23 protein-coding genes and 1 rRNA gene are annotated in these 23,509 nt (G+C 30.5%); 12 read left to right on the top strand and 12 right to left on the bottom strand.

Translation table 11 applies throughout. The features are described from left to right. Positions 1-66: 66 nt before the first annotated feature. The 12 genes from ACN6I1_RS14605 to dnaA all read right to left on the bottom strand — a co-directional run bounded on the left by ACN6I1_RS14605 (position 67) and on the right by dnaA (position 12,398). Positions 67-1,568, bottom strand: a 16S ribosomal RNA gene (locus ACN6I1_RS14605). A gap of 217 nt (positions 1,569-1,785) precedes the next feature. Next, positions 1,786-2,559 (bottom strand): SigB/SigF/SigG family RNA polymerase sigma factor, encoded by a 774-nt coding sequence (locus ACN6I1_RS14600; protein ID WP_021428091.1) that lies wholly within the window; start codon positions 2,557-2,559, stop codon positions 1,786-1,788. Next, positions 2,559-2,966 (bottom strand): ATP-binding protein, encoded by a 408-nt coding sequence (locus ACN6I1_RS14595; RefSeq protein WP_419742312.1) that lies wholly within the window; start codon positions 2,964-2,966, stop codon positions 2,559-2,561. Before ACN6I1_RS14595 ends, ACN6I1_RS14600 begins: the two co-directional genes overlap by 1 nt. 3 nt (positions 2,967-2,969) lie before the next feature. Continuing rightward, entirely contained in the window at positions 2,970-3,281 is a 312-nt protein-coding gene (locus tag ACN6I1_RS14590; protein ID WP_021428059.1) for an STAS domain-containing protein, read from the bottom strand. A 15-nt stretch (positions 3,282-3,296) separates the two neighbouring features. Next, positions 3,297-3,554: a hypothetical protein gene (locus ACN6I1_RS14585; RefSeq protein ID WP_021428029.1), complete on the bottom strand. Its 258-nt coding sequence runs from the start codon at positions 3,552-3,554 to the stop codon at positions 3,297-3,299. Further along, positions 3,554-3,835, bottom strand: a complete 282-nt coding sequence (locus ACN6I1_RS14580) for a YtxH domain-containing protein (RefSeq protein WP_021428009.1) — start codon at positions 3,833-3,835, stop codon at positions 3,554-3,556. Before ACN6I1_RS14580 ends, ACN6I1_RS14585 begins: the two co-directional genes overlap by 1 nt. Positions 3,836-3,910: 75 nt before the next feature. After that, a complete protein-coding gene (gene gyrA / locus ACN6I1_RS14575; protein WP_419742311.1) occupies positions 3,911-6,334 on the bottom strand; it encodes a DNA gyrase subunit A in 2,424 nt (807 codons plus the stop codon). 18 nt (positions 6,335-6,352) lie between these two features. Beyond that, positions 6,353-8,254 carry a DNA topoisomerase (ATP-hydrolyzing) subunit B gene (gene gyrB / locus ACN6I1_RS14570; protein WP_220797608.1) on the bottom strand — a complete coding sequence of 634 codons (1,902 nt, stop codon included), beginning with the start codon at positions 8,252-8,254 and terminating at the stop codon, positions 6,353-6,355. Beyond that, positions 8,255-9,373: a DNA replication/repair protein RecF gene (gene recF, locus ACN6I1_RS14565; RefSeq protein ID WP_419742310.1), complete on the bottom strand. Its 1,119-nt coding sequence runs from the start codon at positions 9,371-9,373 to the stop codon at positions 8,255-8,257. Between the two features lie 14 nt (positions 9,374-9,387). After that, positions 9,388-9,594, bottom strand: a complete 207-nt coding sequence (gene yaaA / locus ACN6I1_RS14560; protein WP_021428116.1) for a S4 domain-containing protein YaaA — start codon at positions 9,592-9,594, stop codon at positions 9,388-9,390. A gap of 125 nt (positions 9,595-9,719) precedes the next feature. Beyond that, on the bottom strand, positions 9,720-10,829 hold the full coding sequence (gene dnaN, locus ACN6I1_RS14555; RefSeq protein WP_419742309.1) for a DNA polymerase III subunit beta: 1,110 nt from the start codon (positions 10,827-10,829) through the stop codon (positions 9,720-9,722). Between the two features lie 240 nt (positions 10,830-11,069). Then, entirely contained in the window at positions 11,070-12,398 is a 1,329-nt protein-coding gene (gene dnaA / locus ACN6I1_RS14550) for a chromosomal replication initiator protein DnaA (protein WP_419742308.1), read from the bottom strand. A gap of 569 nt (positions 12,399-12,967) precedes the next feature. Here dnaA and rpmH point away from each other — a divergent pair. The 12 genes from rpmH to ACN6I1_RS14490 all read left to right on the top strand — a co-directional run bounded on the left by rpmH (position 12,968) and on the right by ACN6I1_RS14490 (position 23,425). Further along, the gene (rpmH, locus tag ACN6I1_RS14545) at positions 12,968-13,102 is read left to right on the top strand and encodes a 50S ribosomal protein L34 (RefSeq protein ID WP_021428024.1); all 135 of its coding nucleotides are present in this window, start codon (positions 12,968-12,970) and stop codon (positions 13,100-13,102) included. 83 nt (positions 13,103-13,185) lie between these two features. Then, positions 13,186-13,533, top strand: coding sequence for a ribonuclease P protein component (gene rnpA, locus ACN6I1_RS14540; protein WP_021428044.1), 348 nt, complete (start codon positions 13,186-13,188; stop codon positions 13,531-13,533). Between the two features lie 50 nt (positions 13,534-13,583). Next, positions 13,584-13,805, top strand: coding sequence for a membrane protein insertion efficiency factor YidD (yidD, locus tag ACN6I1_RS14535; protein ID WP_419743310.1), 222 nt, complete (start codon positions 13,584-13,586; stop codon positions 13,803-13,805). Positions 13,806-13,850: 45 nt separating this feature from the next. Further along, positions 13,851-14,558: a YidC/Oxa1 family membrane protein insertase gene (locus tag ACN6I1_RS14530; protein ID WP_025161511.1), complete on the top strand. Its 708-nt coding sequence runs from the start codon at positions 13,851-13,853 to the stop codon at positions 14,556-14,558. Beyond that, positions 14,530-15,246, top strand: coding sequence for an RNA-binding cell elongation regulator Jag/EloR (gene jag, locus ACN6I1_RS14525; RefSeq protein ID WP_419742307.1), 717 nt, complete (start codon positions 14,530-14,532; stop codon positions 15,244-15,246). The genes ACN6I1_RS14530 and jag overlap by 29 nt, the downstream gene beginning before the upstream one ends. Before the next feature lie 316 nt (positions 15,247-15,562). Next, positions 15,563-16,942, top strand: coding sequence for a tRNA uridine-5-carboxymethylaminomethyl(34) synthesis GTPase MnmE (gene mnmE, locus ACN6I1_RS14520; RefSeq protein ID WP_021428106.1), 1,380 nt, complete (start codon positions 15,563-15,565; stop codon positions 16,940-16,942). Between the two features lie 51 nt (positions 16,943-16,993). After that, positions 16,994-18,889: a tRNA uridine-5-carboxymethylaminomethyl(34) synthesis enzyme MnmG gene (mnmG, locus tag ACN6I1_RS14515; protein WP_419742306.1), complete on the top strand. Its 1,896-nt coding sequence runs from the start codon at positions 16,994-16,996 to the stop codon at positions 18,887-18,889. Then, entirely contained in the window at positions 18,882-19,601 is a 720-nt protein-coding gene (gene rsmG / locus ACN6I1_RS14510; RefSeq protein WP_419743309.1) for a 16S rRNA (guanine(527)-N(7))-methyltransferase RsmG, read from the top strand. Before mnmG ends, rsmG begins: the two co-directional genes overlap by 8 nt. A 159-nt stretch (positions 19,602-19,760) precedes the next feature. Continuing rightward, positions 19,761-20,552: a nucleoid occlusion protein gene (noc, locus tag ACN6I1_RS14505; protein ID WP_021427994.1), complete on the top strand. Its 792-nt coding sequence runs from the start codon at positions 19,761-19,763 to the stop codon at positions 20,550-20,552. A 55-nt stretch (positions 20,553-20,607) separates the two neighbouring features. Continuing rightward, on the top strand, positions 20,608-21,381 hold the full coding sequence (locus ACN6I1_RS14500; RefSeq protein WP_021428117.1) for a ParA family protein: 774 nt from the start codon (positions 20,608-20,610) through the stop codon (positions 21,379-21,381). A 1-nt stretch (position 21,382) separates the two neighbouring features. Next, entirely contained in the window at positions 21,383-22,261 is an 879-nt protein-coding gene (locus tag ACN6I1_RS14495; protein WP_419742305.1) for a ParB/RepB/Spo0J family partition protein, read from the top strand. 15 nt (positions 22,262-22,276) lie between these two features. Further along, the gene (locus ACN6I1_RS14490) at positions 22,277-23,425 is read left to right on the top strand and encodes an aminotransferase class V-fold PLP-dependent enzyme (RefSeq protein WP_419742304.1); all 1,149 of its coding nucleotides are present in this window, start codon (positions 22,277-22,279) and stop codon (positions 23,423-23,425) included. The last annotated feature ends 84 nt before the right edge of the window (positions 23,426-23,509 follow it).

The raw sequence follows: 23,509 nt of genomic DNA, 5'->3' as shown, positions 1-23,509 counted from the left end.
TTTTCAAAGTACTAATTTTGAGAACAATAAGCTCTCAAAATTAAACAGTAGGTAATTACTCCTTAGAAAGGAGGTGATCCAGCCGCACCTTCCGATACGGCTACCTTGTTACGACTTCACCCCAGTCATTGGTTTCACCTTCGACGGCCGCTTCCTAAAAGGTTAGCTAACCGGCTTCGGGCGCCCCCAACTTCCATGGTGTGACGGGCGGTGTGTACAAGACCCGGGAACGCATTCACCGCAGCATTCTGATCTGCGATTACTAGTAACTCCAGCTTCATGTAGGCGAGTTTCAGCCTACAATCCGAACTGAGAATGGCTTTAAGGGATTAGCTCCACCTCGCGGCTTGGCAACCCTCTGTACCACCCATTGTAGCACGTGTGTAGCCCTAAGCATAAGGGGCATGATGATTTGACGTCATCCCCACCTTCCTCCGAGTTATCCTCGGCAGTCCCTCTAGAGTGCCCAACTTAATGCTGGCAACTAAAGGCAAGGGTTGCGCTCGTTGCGGGACTTAACCCAACATCTCACGACACGAGCTGACGACAACCATGCACCACCTGTCACCACTGTCCCCGAAGGGAAATCTCCGATTAGGGAGAGGTCAGTGGGATGTCAAGCTTAGGTAAGGTTCTTCGCGTTGCTTCGAATTAAACCACATGCTCCGCTACTTGTGCGGGTCCCCGTCAATTCCTTTGAGTTTCACTCTTGCGAGCGTACTTCCCAGGCGGAGTACTTAATGCGTTAGCTGCGGCACCGAGGGGGGTAACCCCCGACACCTAGTACTCATCGTTTACGGCGTGGACTACCAGGGTATCTAATCCTGTTTGCTCCCCACGCTTTCGTGCCTCAGTGTCAGTTACAGTCCAGAGAGCCGCCTTCGCTACTGGTATTCCTCCTAATATCTACGCATTTCACCGCTACACTAGGAATTCTACTCTCCTCTCCTGCACTCAAGTTCTCTAGTTTCAAAAGCTTACTACGGTTGAGCCGTAGCCTTTCACTTCTGACTTAAAAAACCACCTACGCACCCTTTACGCCCAGTAATTCCGGATAACGCTAGCCCCCTACGTATTACCGCGGCTGCTGGCACGTAGTTAGCCGGGGCTTCCTCCTCAAGTACCGTCATTATCTTCCTTGAGGACAGAGCTTTACGACCCGAAGGCCTTCATCGCTCACGCGGCGTTGCTGCATCAGGCTTTCGCCCATTGTGCAATATTCCCCACTGCTGCCTCCCGTAGGAGTCTGGACCGTGTCTCAGTTCCAGTGTGGCCGATCACCCTCTCAGGTCGGCTACTGATCGTTGCCTTGGTAAGCCATTACCTTACCAACTAGCTAATCAGACGCGGGTCCATCCTGTACCGCCGGAGCTTTGATACAAAAGCCATGCGACTTTCATATATTATCCCGTATTAGTATACCTTTCGGTATGTTATCCGTGTGTACAGGGCAGGTTACCCACGCGTTACTCACCCGTCCGCCGCTCTCTCCGAAGAGATCGCTCGACTTGCATGTGTTAGGCACGCCGCCAGCGTTCATCCTGAGCCAGGATCAAACTCTCAAATATAATTTAAAAAGTTGTCCATCGCTCAGCTAATCATTATCTGAATATCTGGCTTGGTTGTTTGTGTTTAATTCTTTAAAAAAGAATTTTTATAATTAACCTACTGTTTAATTTTCAAAGTTCATTTTTGTTTTGCCCTTTTCTTAAGGACAAGTAATACTATACTATGAATTAAACAGTAAGTCAATAGTTTTTTAAAATTTTATTTCATTTTTTATTTTTATGAGTTTTTCTCATATTCTTTCTTTAACTTTTCTATGATTTTTCTTTCTAGTCTTGATACTGTCATTTGTGATATTTCCAACTCTTTTGCTATAATTGATTGTGTTTTATCCAAGAAGAATCTATCTTTAAATATCTTAACCTCTAATTCATTTAGAGATTCTATAAACTTATTAATAAAGTCCATATTTTCTATATTTCCAAAACTATTTTCTTCTTGTCCAACTTTATCTTTTAATGTTATTTCCTTATCATCTGAATCATCATTACTAGATGCATCTAAAGACATAGGTTGATATCCATATGATGCTTCTATTGCCTCTAGTACTTCTTCTTCTGTACAGTCTAAGTAATTTGCTATATCTATAGCTTTTGGACTTTGTTTGTTTTTTTGCTCTAAGAATAACTTAGCTTCACTTATCTTTTTGCTTAATTCTTGAATTCTTCTTGGTACTTTTACTGTCCAAACTTTATCTCTAAAATATTTCTTAATTTCCCCTATTATAGTAGGTGTTGCAAAACTTGAAAATTCATATCCCTTTTCAATATCATATCTATCTATTGCATATATTAAAGCTAAAGATGCAACTTGAAAAATATCATCAAATTCAACACCTTTATTAATATATTTTTTAGCTAGTATATTAGCTAAATACATATGTCTCTCTATCAGAATATTTCTTATTTCTACGTTTTTGTCATTGCTATATATTTTAAACAGCTCTTTGGTTTCCATATCCATATAGCTTGTAGCATTAGCTACATTCTTCATTAAATACCAACTCCTAAATATTTAGTCATTTTAACTCTAGTCCCAACATCGCTATTAGATATAGTGCTTACCTCGTCCATTAATGTCTTTATTATGAATAAGCCTAATCCGCTTTCTTTTGGGTTTGTTAAATCTGGCTCTTGTAGAGATTCTACATCGTATCCTGTTCCTTTGTCCTCTACCTCTATTATTAATCCATTTTCTAATACAGAAAATTGAACTAAAAATTTATCATCTAAACTATGCTTTATAGCATTTGTACATGCTTCTGATACTGCTACTTTTATATCTTCGATATCATCTAAAGAAAATCCAATTTTATTTGCTAATCCAGAAACTGTTAATCTTATAATGCTTACATATTCTGGATTAGATGTAACTTCCATTTTTATAGTTTCTAAATCCAAAACTTATCCCTCCACTTTAAATATTTTGTCTAGACCTGTTATACTGAAAATTTTCTTAACATTTTTTCTAGCATTTAATACATATATATCCTTATCATTAACTTTTAATCTTTTTAATACTCCTATTAATGCTCCTAGTCCTGTTGAATCTATGTATTCTAGGTTAGTAAAATCCATTTTTATGTCTACTGGTTGTTCTTCTATTAAGCTGTTTAAATGTGTTTTTACTTTATCAGCTCCAGCTACATCTAACTCTCCATTTATATCTACATTCCAAAAATTATTATCTAGTTTCGACTCTATATTTACAGACATCGTACTACCTCCTTATTACTTTTTAAAAAATCTAAATGCTTTAGTTATATTAGTTACACCACTAGCTAAACTAACAATATCTTCTGTACTTTTTGTAATTGCTGCAACATTTTCTATAGTGTCATGTATATGTCTTTCGTTATAATCTACTATCTTGTATGCTTTTTCAACAACTTTAGTTGTACTATTTATTAGCTTTGCTAGGTATATAGCAATTATTAGTACTGACACACCAAATAAAATAGCTCCTATCTGCCATCCTACTGCATCCATTATACATTATCTCCCTCATCTTCAAAAGTCTTGCTTATTATTATTTCATCTTCAACTATGTTTATATCGTTAACATCACAATCGTCAACTATAGTTGTAATCTTGTCTTTTACAGTTTGAATCGTACCATCTAAAACTTCTCTAGGATTTTCTTTTATTTCTTCCATCTTATCCTTAGCTTCTTTTCTTAACTCAGAACCTTTTTTAGGTGCTAAGAATATACCAAGTAAAAATCCTATTATCGATCCTAGTAAAAAAACTTTTCCCTTGTTTTTACTCATAATATTAATACTCCTTTCTTACTTTATATAAATATTATATATATAATTATGCAAAAAGAATAGGGTTTGTATACCCTATTCTTCCATCTCTATCTTTGCAATTGAAACTACATTAACTTCATCATCAGTTTTCATTAGCTTAACACCACTAGTAACTCTTCCAAATAAAGATATTTCATTTACTCTAAGTCTTATTAATACTCCATTTGAATTTATTATCATCATCTCATCATCTTCATTAACCATTTGAGCTCCGACAATCTCGCCTGTTTTATCGTTTATATTATAAGTCTTTATACCTTTACCTGCTCTTATTTGAGATCTATATTCCTCTATTGATGTTCTTTTTCCAAAGCCATTTCCACTGACAACTAACAATTCAGTTCCTTCACTGCAAAGGTTCATCGATACAACTTTATCATTATTACTTAAAGTTATACCCTTAACACCCATAGCAGTTCTTCCCATATGTCTTATATCATTTTCATTAAATCTTATAGACATACCACCTTGAGTAACTAATATAACATCTTCACTACCATCAGTCACTTTAACTCCAATAAGTTCATCATCTTCTCTTAAACCTATTGCTATTAGACCTGATTTGTTTATATTTTTAAATTCTTCACGCTTAGTCTTTTTAACTATTCCTTTTTTAGTAGTTAATAATAAGAATTCTGATTCGCTATTATCGTCTATAGATATCATCGTAGCAATTTTTTCATCACTATTTAACTGTAATAAGTTAACTATAGCTGTTCCTTTAGCTTGTCTCTTAGCTTCTGGAATTTCATATGCATTTAATCTATAAACTCTACCTTTGTTTGTAAAGAATAATAATCTACTATGTGTATGAGTAGTTATTAACTCTTTTATAAAGTCTTCTTCTCTTGTAGTAAGCGCTGAAATACCTCTTCCGCCTCTGTTTTGGCTCTTATATGTATCTATAGGCATTCTCTTTATGTATCCAAAATGAGTAAGAGTTACAGCTACTTCCTCATTCTCTATAAGATCTCTCATGTCTATTTCGCCTTCAGCATGTTTTATTTCAGTTCTTCTACCATCTGAGTAGTTTTCTTTTATTATAGTTAATTCTTGTTTTATAACATTCATAAGCAATCTTTCATCACTTAAAATTTCTCTTAATCTATTTATCTTTTTAAGTAATTCTGCATATTCAGCTTCTATCTTATCTCTTTCTAATCCTGTAAGTCTTTGAAGTCTCATATCAAGTATTGCTTGAGCTTGTAAATCAGAAAGATTAAATCTATTAATTAAACCTTCCTTAGCTTCTTGAGTAGTTTTAGATGCTCTTATAAGTTTTATAACTTCGTCTAAGTTATCTAAAGCAATTCTTAATCCTTCTAGTATATGCGCTCTTGCTTCAGCTTTATTTAAATCAAACTGAGTTCTTCTAGTTACTACATCCTTTTGATGTTGAACATAGTGATATAAAACTTGTTTTAAATTTAAAACTTTAGGCTCTCCATTTACTAATGCTAGCATTATTATACTGAATGTATCTTCCATCTGAGAATGTTTATAAAGCTTATTTAAAACTATGTTTGCATTCGCATCTCTCTTAAGCTCTATAACTACTCTCATACCATCTCTGTTACTCTCATCTCTTAAATCAGAGATTCCTTCAACTTTCTTATCTTTAACTAATTCAGCTATTTTTTCAACTAACTTAGCTTTATTTACTTGGTATGGTATTTCAGTTACAACTATTTGTTGCTTTCCTTTAGATAGCTCTTCTATATATGCTCTAGCTCTTACTTTAACTTTACCTCTTCCTGTTCTGTAGGCTTCAGCTATATTTTCCTTACCCATTATTATTGCAGCAGTTGGGAAATCTGGACCTTGTATAAATTGAATTAAATCTTCAATACTGCAATCCTCATTATCTATAAGGTGTATTGTAGCATCAATTACTTCGCCTAAGTTATGAGGTGGTATAGATGTTGCCATACCAACTGCTATACCATTAGATCCATTAACTAAAAGGTTAGGGAATCTAGATGGTAAAACTGATGGCTCTTTTAAAGATTCATCAAAGTTTGGTGTAAAATCTACTGTCTCTTTATCTATATCTCTTAATAATTCAAGAGCTAATTTACTCATTCTAGCTTCAGTATAACGCATTGCAGCTGGTGAGTCTCCATCGACAGAACCAAAGTTACCATGTCCATCAACTAAAAGTCCTCTAGTAGAGAAATCTTGTGCCATTCTTACCATTGCAAAGTAAACAGCAGTATCTCCATGTGGGTGATACTTACCTAGAACGTCCCCAACAATACGGGCAGACTTTCTATATGGTTTATCTGGTGTTAAATTTAATTCACTCATTGAGTATAATATTCTTCTATGAACTGGCTTAAGTCCATCTCTTACATCTGGTAGGGCACGTCCAGCTATAACACTCATCGCATAATCAATATACGACTTTTTCATTTCGTGACCTATTTCAATAGGGAGTATTCTATTATTTTCATCCATTAACACTCATCCCCTCTCTTATATATCTAAATTTCTAACATATCTTGCATTTTCTTCTATAAATTCTTTTCTTGGAGCAACCTTATCACCCATAAGCATTGAGAATATTTCATCTGCCATAGATGCATCTTCTATAGATACTTGTAATAAAGTTCTTGTTTCAGGATTCATAGTTGTGTCCCAAAGTTGCTCTGCATTCATCTCTCCAAGACCTTTGTATCTTTGTAGCTCTATTCCACTTCTTCCAAGTTGCTCTAATAAAGTATTTAACTCTTGATCAGAGTATACATAGTATTCTTTCTTTTGTTTTTTAACTTTATATAAAGGTGGTTGTGCTATATAAACATAACCATTCTCTATAAGAGGTCTCATATATCTAAAGAAGAATGTAAGTAAAAGTGTTCTTATATGAGCTCCATCGACATCGGCATCGGTCATTATTACAATTTTATGATATCTAGCTTTTTCTAAGTCAAAATCATCACCTATGCTACATCCATATGCAGTTATCATATTTCTTATTTCATCTGATGATAATATTTTATCTAATCTAGATTTCTCAACATTAAGTATCTTACCTCTTAGTGGTAATATTGCTTGAGAGTGTCTATCTCTTCCTTGCTTTGCTGAACCTCCGGCAGAATCCCCTTCGACTAAGAATATTTCACTTTTTGAAGGATCTTTTTCTGCACAGTCAGCTAATTTTCCAGGTAAAGATGTACTTTCTAGTACACTCTTTCTTCTAGTTAACTCTCTTGCTTTTTTAGCAGCTTCTCTAGCTCTTTGAGCTCTTAAAGCTTTATCTACTATTATCCTAGCAGTTGTTGGATTTTCTTCTAAGAATGAGCCTATCTCTTCAACTGTTACACTATCTACTACACCTCTAACAGCTGTATTTCCTAATTTAGTTTTAGTTTGACCTTCAAACTGAGGCTCTGGAAGTTTTATAGATATAACAGCTGTAAGACCTTCTCTTATATCTTCTCCTAAAAGATTTGAATCTTTTTCTTTTAATATTCCATTTTTTCTTGAATAATCATTTACAACCTTAGTCATAGCAGTTTTAAATCCACTTAAGTGAGTACCACCCTCGTGAGTATTTATATTATTTGCAAAAGAATATATGTTCTCTGTATAACCGTCAGTATATTGTAAAGCTACTTCAACCATGTAGTCCTTTACTTTTTTCTCTATATAAACTATATCATCATGAATTCCTGTTTTTGTTTTATTTAGATGTTTAACAAATTCTCTTAAACCACCTTCATAATGGAATTTTTTTATTTTTTCTTGATCTTCTCTCTTATCTTCTAGAACTATATTAACACCTTTATTTAAGAATGCTAATTCTCTTAATCTATGCTCTAATATATCATACTTATATTCAACTTCGTCAAATATAGTAGCATCTGGTTTAAATGTTATTGTAGTTCCTGTTATTTTAGTTTCTCCAACAACTTTTATTTCTGAAGTCGCAACTCCTTTTTCATATCTTTGGCTATAGATTTTACCATCATGGTGAACTTCTGCAACTAACCACTCTGATAATGCATTAACTACAGAAATACCTACTCCGTGAAGACCTCCAGAAACTTTATAGCCTCCACCGCCAAATTTTCCTCCAGCATGAAGTACAGTTAAAACTGTTTCTAGTGTAGATTTTCCAGTCTTAGGATGAACTTCTACTGGAATACCCCTACCATTATCTTTTACTAATATGCTTCCATCTTCATTTATAGAAACATATATGTCTGAACAATATCCAGCTAGAGCTTCGTCTATACTGTTGTCCACGACTTCATAAACTAAATGATGTAAACCTCTAGGTCCTGTTGACCCTATGTACATACCAGGTCTTTTTCTAACAGGTTCTAATCCTTCTAATACCTGTATTTGACTTGCACCGTATTCTTGTTTCATCTAGTTTCCTCCATTCTCTATACTAATTACATTTCCTTTTTCAATATTGAAAATAGTAGTATTTTCAGTGCTAAATATTTTTTTATGAGAAGCTTCAGCTGTCGTTATAAATATTTGAACTTTATCTAAATTATCAACTAAGAGTTTTTGTCTAGTCTCATCTAATTCACTGAAAATGTCATCCAATAACAAAATGGGATACTCTCCTACCTCGTTTTTTATCAGCTCTATTTCTGAAAGCTTTAATGAAATAGATGCTGTTCTTTGTTGCCCTTGCGATCCATATAGTCTAACATCTAGCTCATTTATATAAATTGATAAATCATCTTTATGGACTCCATATCTAGTAGTTCTAGTTTCTATATCATGCTGATGTCCAGATTTAAGTTTTTCAATAAATCTTTCATACACAGTGTTTACAGTGTCTTCATCATTAATATTTAATTGATTTTTATACTTTATTGATAAATCTTCTAAATTATTAGTAAGATTTTTATGCATTTCACTTGATATAGATGCAATTTTTTTTATAAAATCTCTTCTTAAAATATATATATAACTACCATACTTCGCCAAACTCTCGTCATAAACCTCTATTAAATTTATGTCGACATAGTTACTTTTTAGTAATTTATTTCTCTGAAATAGTATTTTATTGTAATTTGTAAGGTAATTATAATATTTAGGCATAATTTGACTTATTTCTTTATCTATAAAAGACCTTCTTTCTTTAGGTCCTTCTTTGACTAACCTTAAATCTTCAGGAGAAAAAATAACTACATTTAGATTTCCTAATAATTCATATATTTTTTCTATGCTTATTTTATTAATTTTAATTCCCTTTTTGTTATTTTTACCAATTCCAATTTCTATTAGACTATTTCTGTTATATTTTGTGAAATTTCCACCTATATATAAATTTTCACTATCAAATCTAATCATTTCTTTATCTTTACTTGTTCTAAAAGACTTTCCAAATGATAATAAGTAAATTGCTTCTACAATATTTGTTTTTCCTTGTCCATTTTTACCTATAAGTAAATTTATTTTGGGATTAAACTCTAAATAAAGAGCTTCATAATTTCTAAAATTGATTAAATTTAAGCCTTTTAAATACACAAAGGGCACCCCTTTTATAGTATTTTTATTGTATTGCCTTCAACTTCTACTATATCATTAGATCTTAATTTTTTTCCTCTTCTAGTTTCTATTTCTCCGTTAACCTTTACTAGACCTTCTTGAATTAAAAATTTAGCATGTCCACCTGTAGATGCAATATCAGCTAGTTTTAAGAATTGATCTAATTTTATGAATTCAGAATCTATAGTGATTTCTATCATTTTTCTTCCTCCTTTTATTATAGCAAATATATATTAATTTAATTTATTATCTTAAGTTTTAACATATATTCAAAAATATATTATATCATAAAAACCCAACTTTTTCAGTTGGGTTTAATTTTAATCTATATATTAGATGATATTCTTACAGGAAGTAATAAGTATGTATATTTTGTTCCATCTACAGGTTTTATTATACATGGATTTACATTTGTAGTGAATTCTATAAATATTTCCTCACTATCTATAACTTTTAAAGCATCTAAGAAATATCTTGAATTAAAAGCTATGTCTAAATAATCTCCTTCTAGTTCTATAGAAACCTCTTCATAAACATTTCCTTTTTCAGTATTAGAAGTTATTGCTATCGAATTGTCTCTTATTGATAATTTTATTAAATTATTTTTCTCTGACTGAGATAATAGTGAAGCTCTTTCTATACTATTTAATAATTCTTTTGTATTAACTTTTGCTCTAACTCCATATTCTCTAGGTAGAAGTTTTTTATAATCTATAAATTCTCCATCTAATAGTCTAGTTATAATTTTAGTTTCATTGATTATAAATATAGCATTTTTTTCATCAAATCCTAATTGAATAGCATCATCTTCAGATGAAAGTAGTCCATTTACATCATGAAGTGTTTTTCCAGGTATAATAACTTTTGTATTATTACTCATATTATCAATTTCACTAGATCTTACAGCTAATCTATATCCATCTATTGCAACCAAGCTTATATTTCCACCAACAATTTCTAATAACTCTCCCATTAATATTGGTTTTGTTTGATCTTGAGATATTGCAAAAACTGTTTGTTTTATCATATTTTTTAGTAAATCTTGAGGAATATTGTATAAGTCGTTTTCGTTTACATCTGGTAATCTTGGATATTCAACAGCTGAATCCCCTTTTATTTTAAATCTTGAGTTTAAACAATTTATGTATACATTATTATCAGAATCTGTTTCTATTTCAACAAAAGTATCTGGTAATTTTCTTATTATATCTCCAAATAAACGAGCATTTATTACTATTTCCCCTTCTTCTACTATTTCAGCTTGTAAATGAGTGTCTATTCCTATTTCTAAATCATATCCTGTTAAATTTAAAGTTCCTTCTTTAGCTGTTAATAATATCCCTTTTAAAAGTTCTAAAGTTGTTTTTCCATTAATAGCTTTTTGAACAATGCTTATTTTATGAGCTAGTATTTTTTGATTACAAATTATCTTCATTGTGGATAACCTCCTTGGCTTGTTTTATATAAAAATAAATAAGAAAAAATAGTAGTAATAATAGTAGGTGCTGTGGATAATGGGGATAAGTATCTCAATCAAAATAAATACAAAGATATCAACATGTGTAAAAAATGTTAATATCTTTGTGTGTTTTTGTAGAATAAATTGTATATATTTTATTAGAAAAAAAATATGCACATTTAATTAACGTGATATCCACATGCAAATGTTTATAAGTTAACCCTTTAAATCTAGTATTATTTTGTTTACTTTTTCTTTAAAATCTTCGTTATTCTCAATATCCTTAGCAATTTTATCATGAGCATGTATTACAGTAGTATGATCTCTTCCTCCAAACTCCTCACCTATTTTAGGTAAAGATAAATCGGTAAGTTCTCTTGATAAGTACATTGCAACTTGTCTAGGGTAAGAAATAGATCTAGTTCTCTTTTTAGAATTAAAGTCTTCCATTTTTAAAGAAAATACAGCAGAAACTTTTTCTTTTATCCTATTTACTGTAATTTCTTCATGCTTAGAAGTAGTAATGATGTCTTTTAAAGCTTCAGATGCTAATTCAAAAGATATAGTTCTATTAGTAAGGGAACTATAAGCAACAACTCTCGTAAGCGCGCCTTCTAATTCTCTTATATTTGATTTAATATTTTTTGCTATGTATACTGTAACTTCATTAGGAACATCTATATCTTCCATTTGAGCTTTTTTTCTTAATATAGCCATTCTAGTTTCAAAATCTGGAGCTTGAATATCAGTTATAAGCCCCATTTCAAATCTTGAACGAAGTCTATCTTCTAAAGTAGGTATTTCTTTAGGAGGTCTATCACTAGATATTATTATTTGTTTGTTTGCTTCATGTAATGAATTAAATGTATGGAAAAACTCTTCTTGAGTTCTTTCTTTTCCTGCAATAAATTGAATATCATCTATTAAAAGGACATCTACATTTCTATATTTATTTCTAAATTCTTCATTTCTGTCATCTTTAATTGAGTTTATAAGCTCGTTTGTAAATTTTTCAGATGATACGTAAACTACCTTTGGATCTTTTTTTTGTTCCATTATATGATGCCCGATTGCGTGCATAAGATGTGTTTTTCCAAGTCCAACGCCACCGTATAAAAATAATGGATTGTAAGCTCTTGCAGGAGCTTCAGCTACAGCAACACAAGCTGCATGAGCAAAACGGTTACTATTTCCAATAACAAATGTGTCAAAAGTATATTTAGGATTTAGATTTGGATATTTTTTTCTTATCTGTGTATCATAATCTAGTTGTTGGTCTTTATCTAAACCTTTTACTTCATTTTCGCTTAAAACAAATTTGATATTATGTTTTTTTAATGAAAGTTGATTTACAGAGCTTTCTATTAGATTTAAGTATCTATCTTCAAGTATTCCTTTTGTAAAATCATTTGGAACTAATAATATTAAAGTATTTGATTGTATTTGTAATGGTTTTATTTGCTTAAAGAAAGCATTAAAACTTGGGGGTGATAACTCGCCTTTTATAAGCTGTAGAGTTTTTTCCCATAAAGAAACTATATCCATAATTTAAACCTCCGAACAAAATAATTAACAATTTCCACAAAGTTATTAACAAATTTAGTATTTATTTAAAAAATATAATTTTATGCAAAAAAAATATGGATAAACATGTGGATAAACTGTAAAAAATAAAAAATAGCTGATAATTTATAGAAATTATGAACAATATGTATATAAAGTTATAAATAATATCAATAATAATAAAATATAGTTTATAACTTGATTATTATCTTTTACACAATAAGTTATGCACATTTTATCCACAACTTGTGAATAAATTTAAAATGTTAATAATATTTATAAACATTATCAACAAGTATATTTATAATATCAGAATATATGCTAAACTTCAATAATTTATATACAATTTATCCACATATTTAACGACTTGTTGATAAATATGTCAACAAAATTAACTATCATTTTTTACTATTAAATCTTGACAAAACAACGTCAAAAATACGTTGACAATAAGCCTAAAAGGATTTATAATTGTACGTGTTATGCTTACTTTGAGGGTAAAGTTATTATTTTTATAAACGGAAAATTAATCTTGAAAGGCGGTGCAAAAAATGAAAAGAACTTATCAGCCAAAGAAAAGACAAAGAAAGAAAGAACATGGATTTAGAAAGAGAATGAAAACTTCTAACGGAAAAAATGTTCTTAAAAGAAGAAGAGCTAAAGGAAGAAAGAGATTAACTCATTAATTTTTTTATAAAAGGGCTGCTGAAAAGTAGCCTTTTTGTGTAAAAAATTATAAATTTAAGCTGTGTTTTTAGGAGGATTTAGTATGGATTTCAAGAATACTAAAGGTATAAAAAAAGACTCTGATTTTAGAAAAGTATACAAACACGGCAAATCTTTTGCAAATAAATACTTAGTAATGTATATACTGGATAATAAATCAGACTTTAATAGAGTAGGATTTTCTGTTTCTAAGAAAGTTGGAAAAGCTAATATTAGAAATAAGGTTAGAAGAAGAATAAGAGAAGGTTTTAGGTTAAACTGTGATGAGCATATAAAAGATGGATATGATTTAGTGTTCATAGCTAGAGTAGCTAGCAAAGATGCTGAGTATAGAGATATAGAGAAATCGGTTATGAGCTTGGTAAAAAAGTCTAAACTATTAAAAGGTTAATAAGGATATGGGGGATTAAATTGAAGCAATTATATAACTTATTAAATAATATAAACTATTATTTAACTAGAGTTTTTATATATATAGTAAGATTTTATCAAAAACACATATCTCCTTTAAAAGGACCTACGTGTAGGTTTTATCCAACTTGTTCTCAGTATGCGATAGAAGCTTTAAAAAAATATGGGGCACTAAAAGGATCTTATTTAGCCATAAGAAGAATATTAAAGTGTCACCCTTTCCATCCTGGAGGATATGATCCTCTAAAGTAATTATGTTGTAAAGTAAAGATAAAGACACTTTAGGAGGTATTAGAATTGAATTTTATTAGTAACTTATTAGGTCAAGTTCTTAAATTTATATTAGATTTTGGAATTGAATATGGATGGGCTATTATTTTATTCACTATAGTTGTAAAAGTAATATTATTACCATTAACTATAAAACAAACAAAGTCTATGAAGGCTATGCAAGATATTCAACCAAAAATAAAAGAGATACAAGAAAAATATAAGAGTAAACCAGAAAAGCAAAATCAAGAAATAATGAAGGTTTACCAAGAGGCTAAAATAAATCCGATGTCAGGATGTTTACCATTATTAATACAATTTCCTATATTAATAGGTCTTTATAATGTATTAAGACAGCCGGTTACATACCATGTTTTCCAAAATGCTGCTGCACAAAAAGCTGCGGATACAGGATTTTTATGGATGACATCTTTATCATCACCAGATAAAACATTAATAATAGCTGTATTAGCAGGGGTAACAACATTTATAACTCAAAAGTTAACTATGCCACAAGATCAACAACAAGGATCTATGAAGTTTATGACATACTTCATGTCATTCATGATGTTCTGGTGGGGTATAAGTTTCCCAGCTGGTCTTGCGTTATATTGGACAGTAAGTAACTTATTCCAATTAGCTCAATACTACTTAATAATGAATCCATTAAGAACTAAGCTTGCTAATTCTGGGGAGGGTGTAGTAGATGAAACAAAGCCTAGAAATAAAAAGTAAAAACATTGATATTGCTATATCACAAGCTTTAGGACAATTAAGAGTAAATAGAGAAGACATAGATATAGAGGTTGTAAAAGAGCCGGTAAAAGGTTTCTTGGGATTAATAGGAAACAAAGATGGAGTTTTTAAAATAACTATTAAGGAAAAAATAGAAGCTCCAGTTTCAAAAGAACAACCATTAAGAGAAAAAGAAATCACTATTGTAGACAAAAAAGAAGAAAGCAAAGATACATTAAAAGAATCAGATGTAGTTAGAGATTTCGTATTAAATATAGTTAACAACTTAAATATGGAAGCTCAAGTTGATGTAAATCAAGAAAAAAATGTTGTTAAAGTTAATATAACAGGGAAAGATGCTGCAATATTAATTGGTAGAAGAGGAGAAACTTTAGATTCTATTCAATTTTTAGCAGGGTTAGCTTTAAACAAAGTAAAAAAAGACTCACACTTTAAGGTACTTATTGACATAGAAAATTATAGATCAAAAAGAGAAGAATCTTTAATAAGATATGCAAACAAAGTAGCTAGAGAAGTTGCTAAAACAAGAAAAACTAAAAAGTTAGATTATATGAATCCATATGAGAGAAGAATAATTCACTCAACTCTTCAAAATGATAAGTTTGTAAAAACTCATAGTGAAGGTGTAGATCCATATAGAAGACTTGTAATAGAGTATAAAAAATAGAATTAAAGTAAACCTCCTAAATATATAGGGGGTTTTATTTTTGAAAAAATTTTTATATAATAGTTAGATTGAGGAAATAATTTAAGTATATGAAGATTAAGCGATATACCATGATATTATATTATATAGAGCTTATTTAAATTTTAGATATATATTATTATAAAATAATATTAAGATTATGTTGATATACATGATATTATAGTAGGTAGAGTTTATTCAAATTTTAGATCGATATTATTACAAAATAGTATATAAAGTGATAAAATATTATTTTAAAAGATTGTGTATAAAAATATTAAATAAAGAGGTGATAGGATTGTTTATAGACGATACTATAGCTGCAATAGCAACAGCGCCAGGTGAAGGTGGAATCGGAATAATAAGAATAAGTGGAGAAAAATCACTTCAAGTAGCAAATGATATATTCAAGTCAGTTTCAGGAAAGAAGATCGAGGAATATAACACAAGAACGTTAATATATGGTCATATACTAGACGGAGAAAAGACTATAGATGAAGTATTAGTCGCTTATATGAAGGGTCCAAACTCATATACAACTGAAGATGTTATAGAAATAAACTGCCACGGAGGATTTATTTCTGTAAAAAAAATACTGGAATTAGTTTTATCTAAAGACGTTAGATTAGCTGATCAAGGAGAATTTACTAAGAGAGCATTCTTAAATGGAAGAATAGACTTAGCTCAAGCAGAGGCAATAATAGATGTTATAAATGCTAAAACGGAGATGGCTCACACTGTAGCTCAGTCTCAATTAGAAGGGTCTTTATCTAAAAAAATAAAAGATTTAAGATTCGGTATAACAGAAATGCTAGCTCATATAACTGTTTCTATAGATTTTCCGGATGAAGATGTTGAGCACATAACATATAATACATTAAAAGAAAAATCACTAGAACTTCAAAAAGAAATAAATAAATTATATGATACAGCTGAAAGTGGAAAAATTCTTAGAGATGGATTGAAAACAGTAATAGTTGGAAAACCAAATGTAGGAAAATCATCTCTTTTAAATGCTGTATTAGGTGAGAATAGAGCTATAGTAACAGATATTCCAGGAACTACAAGAGACGTAATAGAAGAATTTGTAAACATAAAAGGAATACCTTTAAAAATAGTAGATACAGCAGGAATAAGAGAGACTGAAGATGTTGTTGAAAAAATAGGAGTTGAAAAATCAAAAGAATTTTTCAATTCAGCAGACTTATCGATAGTTGTTTTAGACTCTTCAAGAGAATTAGAAATAGAAGATATAGAAATCTTAGAAGCTGTACAACCTAATAAAACTATAGTTTTACTAAATAAAACAGATTTAGATCAAGTTATAGATATAGAAAAAATAAAACAGTTTGTAGATGAAAAAAATATAATAACTATATCAGCATTACAACATGAAGGTATAGAAAAAATACATGATAAAATAGAAGATATGGTGTTTGAAGGAACGGTTAGAAACTCTTCTGATTTAGTTGTTACAAACTCTAGACATAAAGATGCACTATACAAAGCTAAACAATCAATTTCAGATGCTTTAACAGCTATAGACTCATATATGCCATTAGATTTTATAGAGGTTGATTTTAAAAATATATGGGATTACTTAGGCTATATAAACGGAGATACAGTAACTGAAGATCTATTAGACACGATATTTAGTAACTTCTGTATAGGAAAATAAATATAGTATGTTTTTCGTGAAACATACTATATTTATCAGAAAGGAGAATATATGTTAAATTTTGATGCAGGAAATTATGATGTAATAGTAGTTGGAGCGGGGCATGCAGGATGTGAAGCTGCATTAGCTACAGCTAGGATGGGACATAAGACATTAGTTATAACTCTTTCTTTAGACTCAATAGCTTTACTTCCTTGTAACCCTTCTATAGGAGGAACAGGAAAAGGACAATTAGTTAAGGAAATAGATGCTCTAGGTGGGCAAATGGGTATAAATATCGATAAAACATTTATACAAAGTAGAATGCTAAATACAGCTAAAGGGCCAGCTGTTCACTCATTAAGAGCTCAAGCAGATAAGGCTAGATACCATGAAGAAATGAAAAAAACATTAGAAAATGAGCCTAACTTAGATATAGCAATGGATGAAGTTGTAGATATACTAAGTGAGGGTAATGTTGTAAAGGGTGTAATTACAAAACTAGGATGTATATATCATGCTAAAGCTGTAATACTTGCAACAGGAGTTTACTTAAATTCTAAAATATACATGGGAGAAGTTTCTTTTTATGAAGGTCCTAATGCTTTAGGATACAGTAAATTCTTAACTGATAAACTTGTTGACTTAGGATTAAGAATGAGAAGATTTAAAACAGGAACTCCTGCTAGAATACATAGAGATAGCATAGACTTCTCTGTTATGGAATTACAAACTGGAGATGAGCGTATAACTCCATTCTCATTTTTAAATAATGAATTAGCTAGAAAACAAGAGCCATGTTACTTAACAAGAACAAATTTAAACACTCATGAAATAATAAAGAGTAACCTAGGAAGATCTCCTATGTATGCAGGGGAAATAGATAGTACTGGTGCTAGATATTGTCCATCTATAGAAGATAAGATTGTTAGATTTAGTGACAAGGAATCACATCAAATATTTATAGAGCCAGAAGGAGAAAGTACTAAAGAAATGTACATCCAAGGTATATCAACAAGTTTACCTTACGAAGTACAAATTCAAATGTATAAAAGTGTTCAAGGTCTTGAAAATGCAAGAATAATGAGACCTGCATATGCAATAGAGTATGATTGTATAGACCCAACTCAATTAAAAACAACTCTTGAGATAAAAGGTGTAGACAACTTATTTAGTGCTGGTCAATTCAATGGAACTTCAGGTTATGAAGAGGCAGCATCTCAAGGTTTAATAGCAGGTATAAATGCAGCATTAAAAATTCAAGGAAAAGAACCATTTATATTAGACAGATCAGAAGCTTATATAGGTGTTTTAATAGATGATTTAGTTACAAAAGGAACTAATGAGCCTTATAGAATGATGACGTCTAGATGTGAGTACAGATTATACTTAAGACAAGATAATGCAGATATGAGACTTACTGAAAAGGGTAATGAAATAGGACTTGTAGATGAAGATAGATATAAAAAATACTTAGATAAAAAAGAGTTAATTGAAAAAGAATTAGAAAGATTAAAGACTGAAAGAATTACTCCTAAAGATATAAATCATCTACTAGAAGAAAAAGGAGCATCTCCTATAAAAGTAGGTTATTCTTTATATGAATTCTTAAAAAGACCAGAAGTTGATTATGAAATGATAGAAGCTGCTGGTAAAGGAGCAGGAGAAGAAGTTCCTTATTCAGTAAAAGAACAATGTGTAATAATGACTAAATATGAAGGTTATATAGATAAACAATTAAAACAAATAGATCAATTTAAGAAGCTAGAAAATAAGAAGTTAAATGAAGACTTAAATTATTCAGCTATAGATGGGTTAAGAATAGAAGCTAGACAAAAGTTAGATGCTATAAAGCCTATATCAATAGGACAAGCATCTCGTATATCTGGAGTTTCGCCAGCTGACATATCAGTTTTACTTATCTATCTTGAACAACAAAGAAGAGGTAGAGGTGAAAAAAATGACTAATGATGATATATTAAAAAAAGGTATTGAAGAATTAGGTTTAAAATGTAGCGATGAAACTATAGATAAGTTTAGTAAGTATAGAGAAATATTAGTTGAATGGAATCAAAAAATGAATCTTACTGGAATAGAAGAAGAAAAAGAAGTGTATATAAAACACTTTTTAGATTCTGTAGCTGCAGTTAAAAAAGGTTATATAAAAGATGGAATGTCTATAATTGACGTAGGTACTGGAGCTGGGTTTCCAGGACTTCCATTAAGAATTTGCTTAGAAAATTCAAAAGTAACACTTTTAGATTCTTTAAATAAAAGAATAAATTTCCTAAGTGAAGTCTGTACAAATATTAATATAGATGATATTGAATTAATACATGGAAGAGCAGAAGACTTTGGAAAAGATGAAAAATATAGAGAACAATATGATATAGCTACAGCTAGAGCTGTTGCAGGACTACCTATTTTAATGGAATTTTGTGTACCTTTTATAAAGGTTGGGGGCTACTTTGTATGTTTAAAAGGACCAAATGCAGACACTGAATTAGAAGAGTCTAGAAAAGCTATGGAAGTTTTAGGTTTAGAATTTGTAGAAAAGATAGATGTAGAGCTTCCAGAAATAGAGCTAAAACACAATATAGTTGTTTTCAAAAAAGTAAATAGTACGCCAGCAAAATACCCAAGAAAAGCAGGCAAACCAGTAAAAACCCCAATAAAATAGAATGAAAATGTATATTTCCAAAGAAATATTTTTAAATTATATGTTAAAAAAAATATTTTAGAAGGAATATGTAGTTAAATGAAGAAATATTATACAAATAAGTAACTAAGGTAATTTCGTGTTTTAAATATATTTAGTTTTGGATGAGAGAGGGATGTTATGGAAGATAAAAGAGTTATGGAGATACCTATAGATAATATAGTTCCAAATCCATACCAACCAAGAAGAGTATTTTCACAAGCGGCATTAGAAGAGTTAAGTGAATCTATAAAGGTATATGGTATATTACAGCCTATAACTGTTAGGAGTAAAAGCAACAATGAGTATGAATTAGTAGCAGGAGAGAGAAGGCTTAGGGCATCAAAACTAGCTGGATTAAAAACTATTCCTGCTATAATAAACAATATGTCTGATGAATCTTCAGCTGTATTAGCATTATTAGAAAACTTACAAAGAGAAGATTTAAATTTTATAGAAGAAGCTATGGGTTATGAGAACTTAATAAAAGAGCATGAGTTCACACAACAACAGCTTGCAGCAAAGTTAGGGAAAAATCAATCTACAATAGCTAATAAAATTAGAATACTAAGATTACCAACAGATATAAAAATAAAATTAGTAGAGAATAGTTTAACGGAGAGACATGCTAGAGCTTTATTGAAATTGCCAAATGAAGAACTTATGAGAGAAGTTTTAGAAAAGGTAATAAAATCAGATTTAAATGTAAAGAAAACAGAAAAGCTAATAGCAGATATATTAGAAGATTTAAAACAACCTAAAGATGGTGAAGATAAAAAACAAACTGTCAAAGGTATAATGGGAATGAGAATATACCTTAATACTATCAAGCAAGCATACGAAGCTATAACTAATACAGGATTAGAAGCTAAGTATAAAGAGGTTGATAAAGGTGATCACATAGAGGTTGTTGTAAAGATTCCTAAAAAATAAAAGATTACTGCTTAGCAGTAATCTTTTTTTAAAAGGTTAAAGGGGGTTAAGTCTTATGAGCAAAGTAATAGCAGTGTTTAATCAAAAAGGTGGAGTTGGAAAAACAACTACAAATGTAAATTTAAGCGCTAGTGTAGCTAAAATGGGTAAAAAAGTTTTAGTATTAGATCTAGATCCACAGGGGAATTCTACTAGTGGATATGGAATAGAAAAAAATGAAGTCGAAAATACAATTTATGAAGTATTAATAAATAATGATAGTATAGAGAATGCAATAATTAAAACTGAATTTGAAAATATTGATATAGTAGCATCAGCAACAGAATTAGCTGGAGCAGAAATAGAGTTTACAACTGTTGAAGAAAGAGAATATATATTAAAAAAAGCAATAGATAAAGTAAGAGATAAATATGATTACATATTTATAGATTGTCCTCCATCTTTAGGTATGCTAACTATAAATTGTTTAACAGCAGTTGATAGTGTTTTAATACCTATACAGTGTGAATACTATGCTTTAGAAGGTGTTAGCCAGCTAATGGAAACTATATCACTAATTAAGAGAAGTCTAAATCCTAATTTAGAAATACAAGGTGTAGTTTTAAGTATGTTTGATGGAAGGGCGAACCTGTCAATTCAAGTAGTAGAAGAAGTAAAAAAATACTTTAAAGGAAGTGTGTATACAACTTTAATTCCAAGAAATGTAAGGTTAGCAGAGGCTCCAAGTCATGGTAAACCAGTTATATACTATGACTCTAGATGTAAAGGTGCTGTTGCATACTTAGAATTAGCAGAAGAATTTATAGATTTAGAGGAGGATGTGATATAGAATGGAAAAAACGACAAGACGTTCAAATAGACTAGGAAAAGGGCTAGGAGCTTTAATTCCAACTATAAAAGAAGAAATAGATTCAAAAGATATTGTTAATATAGATATAAAGAAAATTTATGCAAACCCAGAACAACCTAGAAAAGTTTTTGATGGGGAAAAAATAGAGATATTATCAAATTCTATAAAAAACTATGGAGTTTTACAGCCTATAGTAGTTAAACCAGACGATGAAGGTAAATACATGATAATAGCTGGTGAAAGAAGATATAGAGCTTCAAAAAAAGCTAATTTAAAAGAAATGCCAGCTGTTATAAAAGATATACCTATGAAAGATTTAATGGAAATAGCCCTTATAGAAAACTTACAAAGAGAAGATTTAAACTCTATAGAGGAAGCAATAGCTTATAAAAGCTTAATAGACCATTATAGTGTAACTCAAGAGGAAATTTCTGAAGCAGTCGGAAAAAGTAGACCTCACATAACAAATACTTTAAGACTTTTAAACCTTAGCAAAGAAGTTATGGCTATGGTAGAAGATAATAGAATTACTCCAGGGCATGGTAAAGCTCTTTTGAGAATAACTGATTCAAAAATCCAATTAGAGTTAGCTAATAAAATAATAGAGGAAGAGTTATCTGTTAGAGAAACTGAAAGATTAGCTAAAAAAATAGTAGAAAGCGAGACTCCAATTGTTGAAAAAAGTAAAAAACAAAAAGATATATATATTGTGGATGTAGAAGAAAGACTTACAAGTCTTTTAGGAACAAAAGTTAATATTTCTAAAGGCAAGAAAAAAGGTAAAATAGAAATAGAGTACTACAATGATGATGATTTAAATGGCATAATATCAGTATTGTTAGAAGGACAAGAAGCATAAGAGAGGGGACTTAATATGATTTACTTAGATAATGCAGCAACTACATTTCCAAAACCTAAGGAAGTATATTGTGCAGTTTTAGATTGTATGGAAACTTATGGAGCTAATCCAGGGAGAGCTGGTCATAAATTAGCTATGAGAGCAGGGAGAGAGATTTACGAGTGTAGAGAGAATATAGCTAAACTTTTAAATGTATCTAATCCTATGAATATAGTGTTTACACATAATGCTACAGACTCTTTAAACCTTGCTATAAAAGGGGTTGTTAAACCTGGAGATCATATTATAACAACAAGTATTGAACATAACTCAGTTATAAGACCTATAAAGTCTTTAGAGAAAAAAGGAGTAGAAAATACTATTGTTAAATGTGATAAATTAGGGCAACTAGATCCTGAAGATATAAGAAAAGCAATAAGACCAAATACAAAATTGATTGTTACAACTCATGCATCAAATGTATGTGGAACTATTGTTGATATAGAATCTGTAGGTAATATAGCTAAAGAAAATAATATATTATACTTAGTTGATGCATCTCAAACATTAGGAGTCTATAATGTAGATGTTCAGAAATTAAATGTAGATATGATAGCAGCTCCAGGACATAAATGTTTACTTGGACCACAAGGTACAGGTATTTTATATATAAGAGAAGGACTTAATGTCGATATATTAAAAGAAGGTGGAACAGGTAGTAATTCAGAAGACTTATTCCAACCTAACATGATGCCTGATAGATATGAGTCAGGAACTCATAATACACCTGGTATAGCAGGTTTAAATGCAGGGGTTAAATTTGTTCTAGAAACAGGAATAGATAAAATTAGACATCATGAAGAAGAACTATGTGATTATATGCTGAAAAAACTAAAAGAGGTTCCTAATGTTAAAATATATGGACCTTTAGATAGCAAAAAAAGAGCAGCTGTAATTTCTATAAACATAGGGGATATAGATTCAGGAGAATTAACATACTTGCTAGACGATATGTACGATATTGCCACAAGATCAGGAATTCATTGTTCACCGCTTACTCATGAGACAATAGGAACGCTTATACAAGGTACTGTAAGATTTAGTTTTGGATACTTTAATACAAAAGAGGAAATAGATAAAACTGTCGAAGCTTTGATAGAAATAGAAAAAGAAATTAATATGTAAAAATATGGGTGATTTACCTCAGTAGTATGGCTATAAAGAGGGAATCACCTGTATTTTTATGTACTAAATTAAAAATAAATGGCG

This window comes from Paraclostridium dentum (assembly GCF_048568265.1).
Taxonomy (GTDB): Bacteria; Bacillota; Clostridia; order Peptostreptococcales; family Peptostreptococcaceae; genus Paraclostridium; species Paraclostridium dentum.
This window is presented reverse-complemented; position numbering and strand designations above follow the sequence as displayed.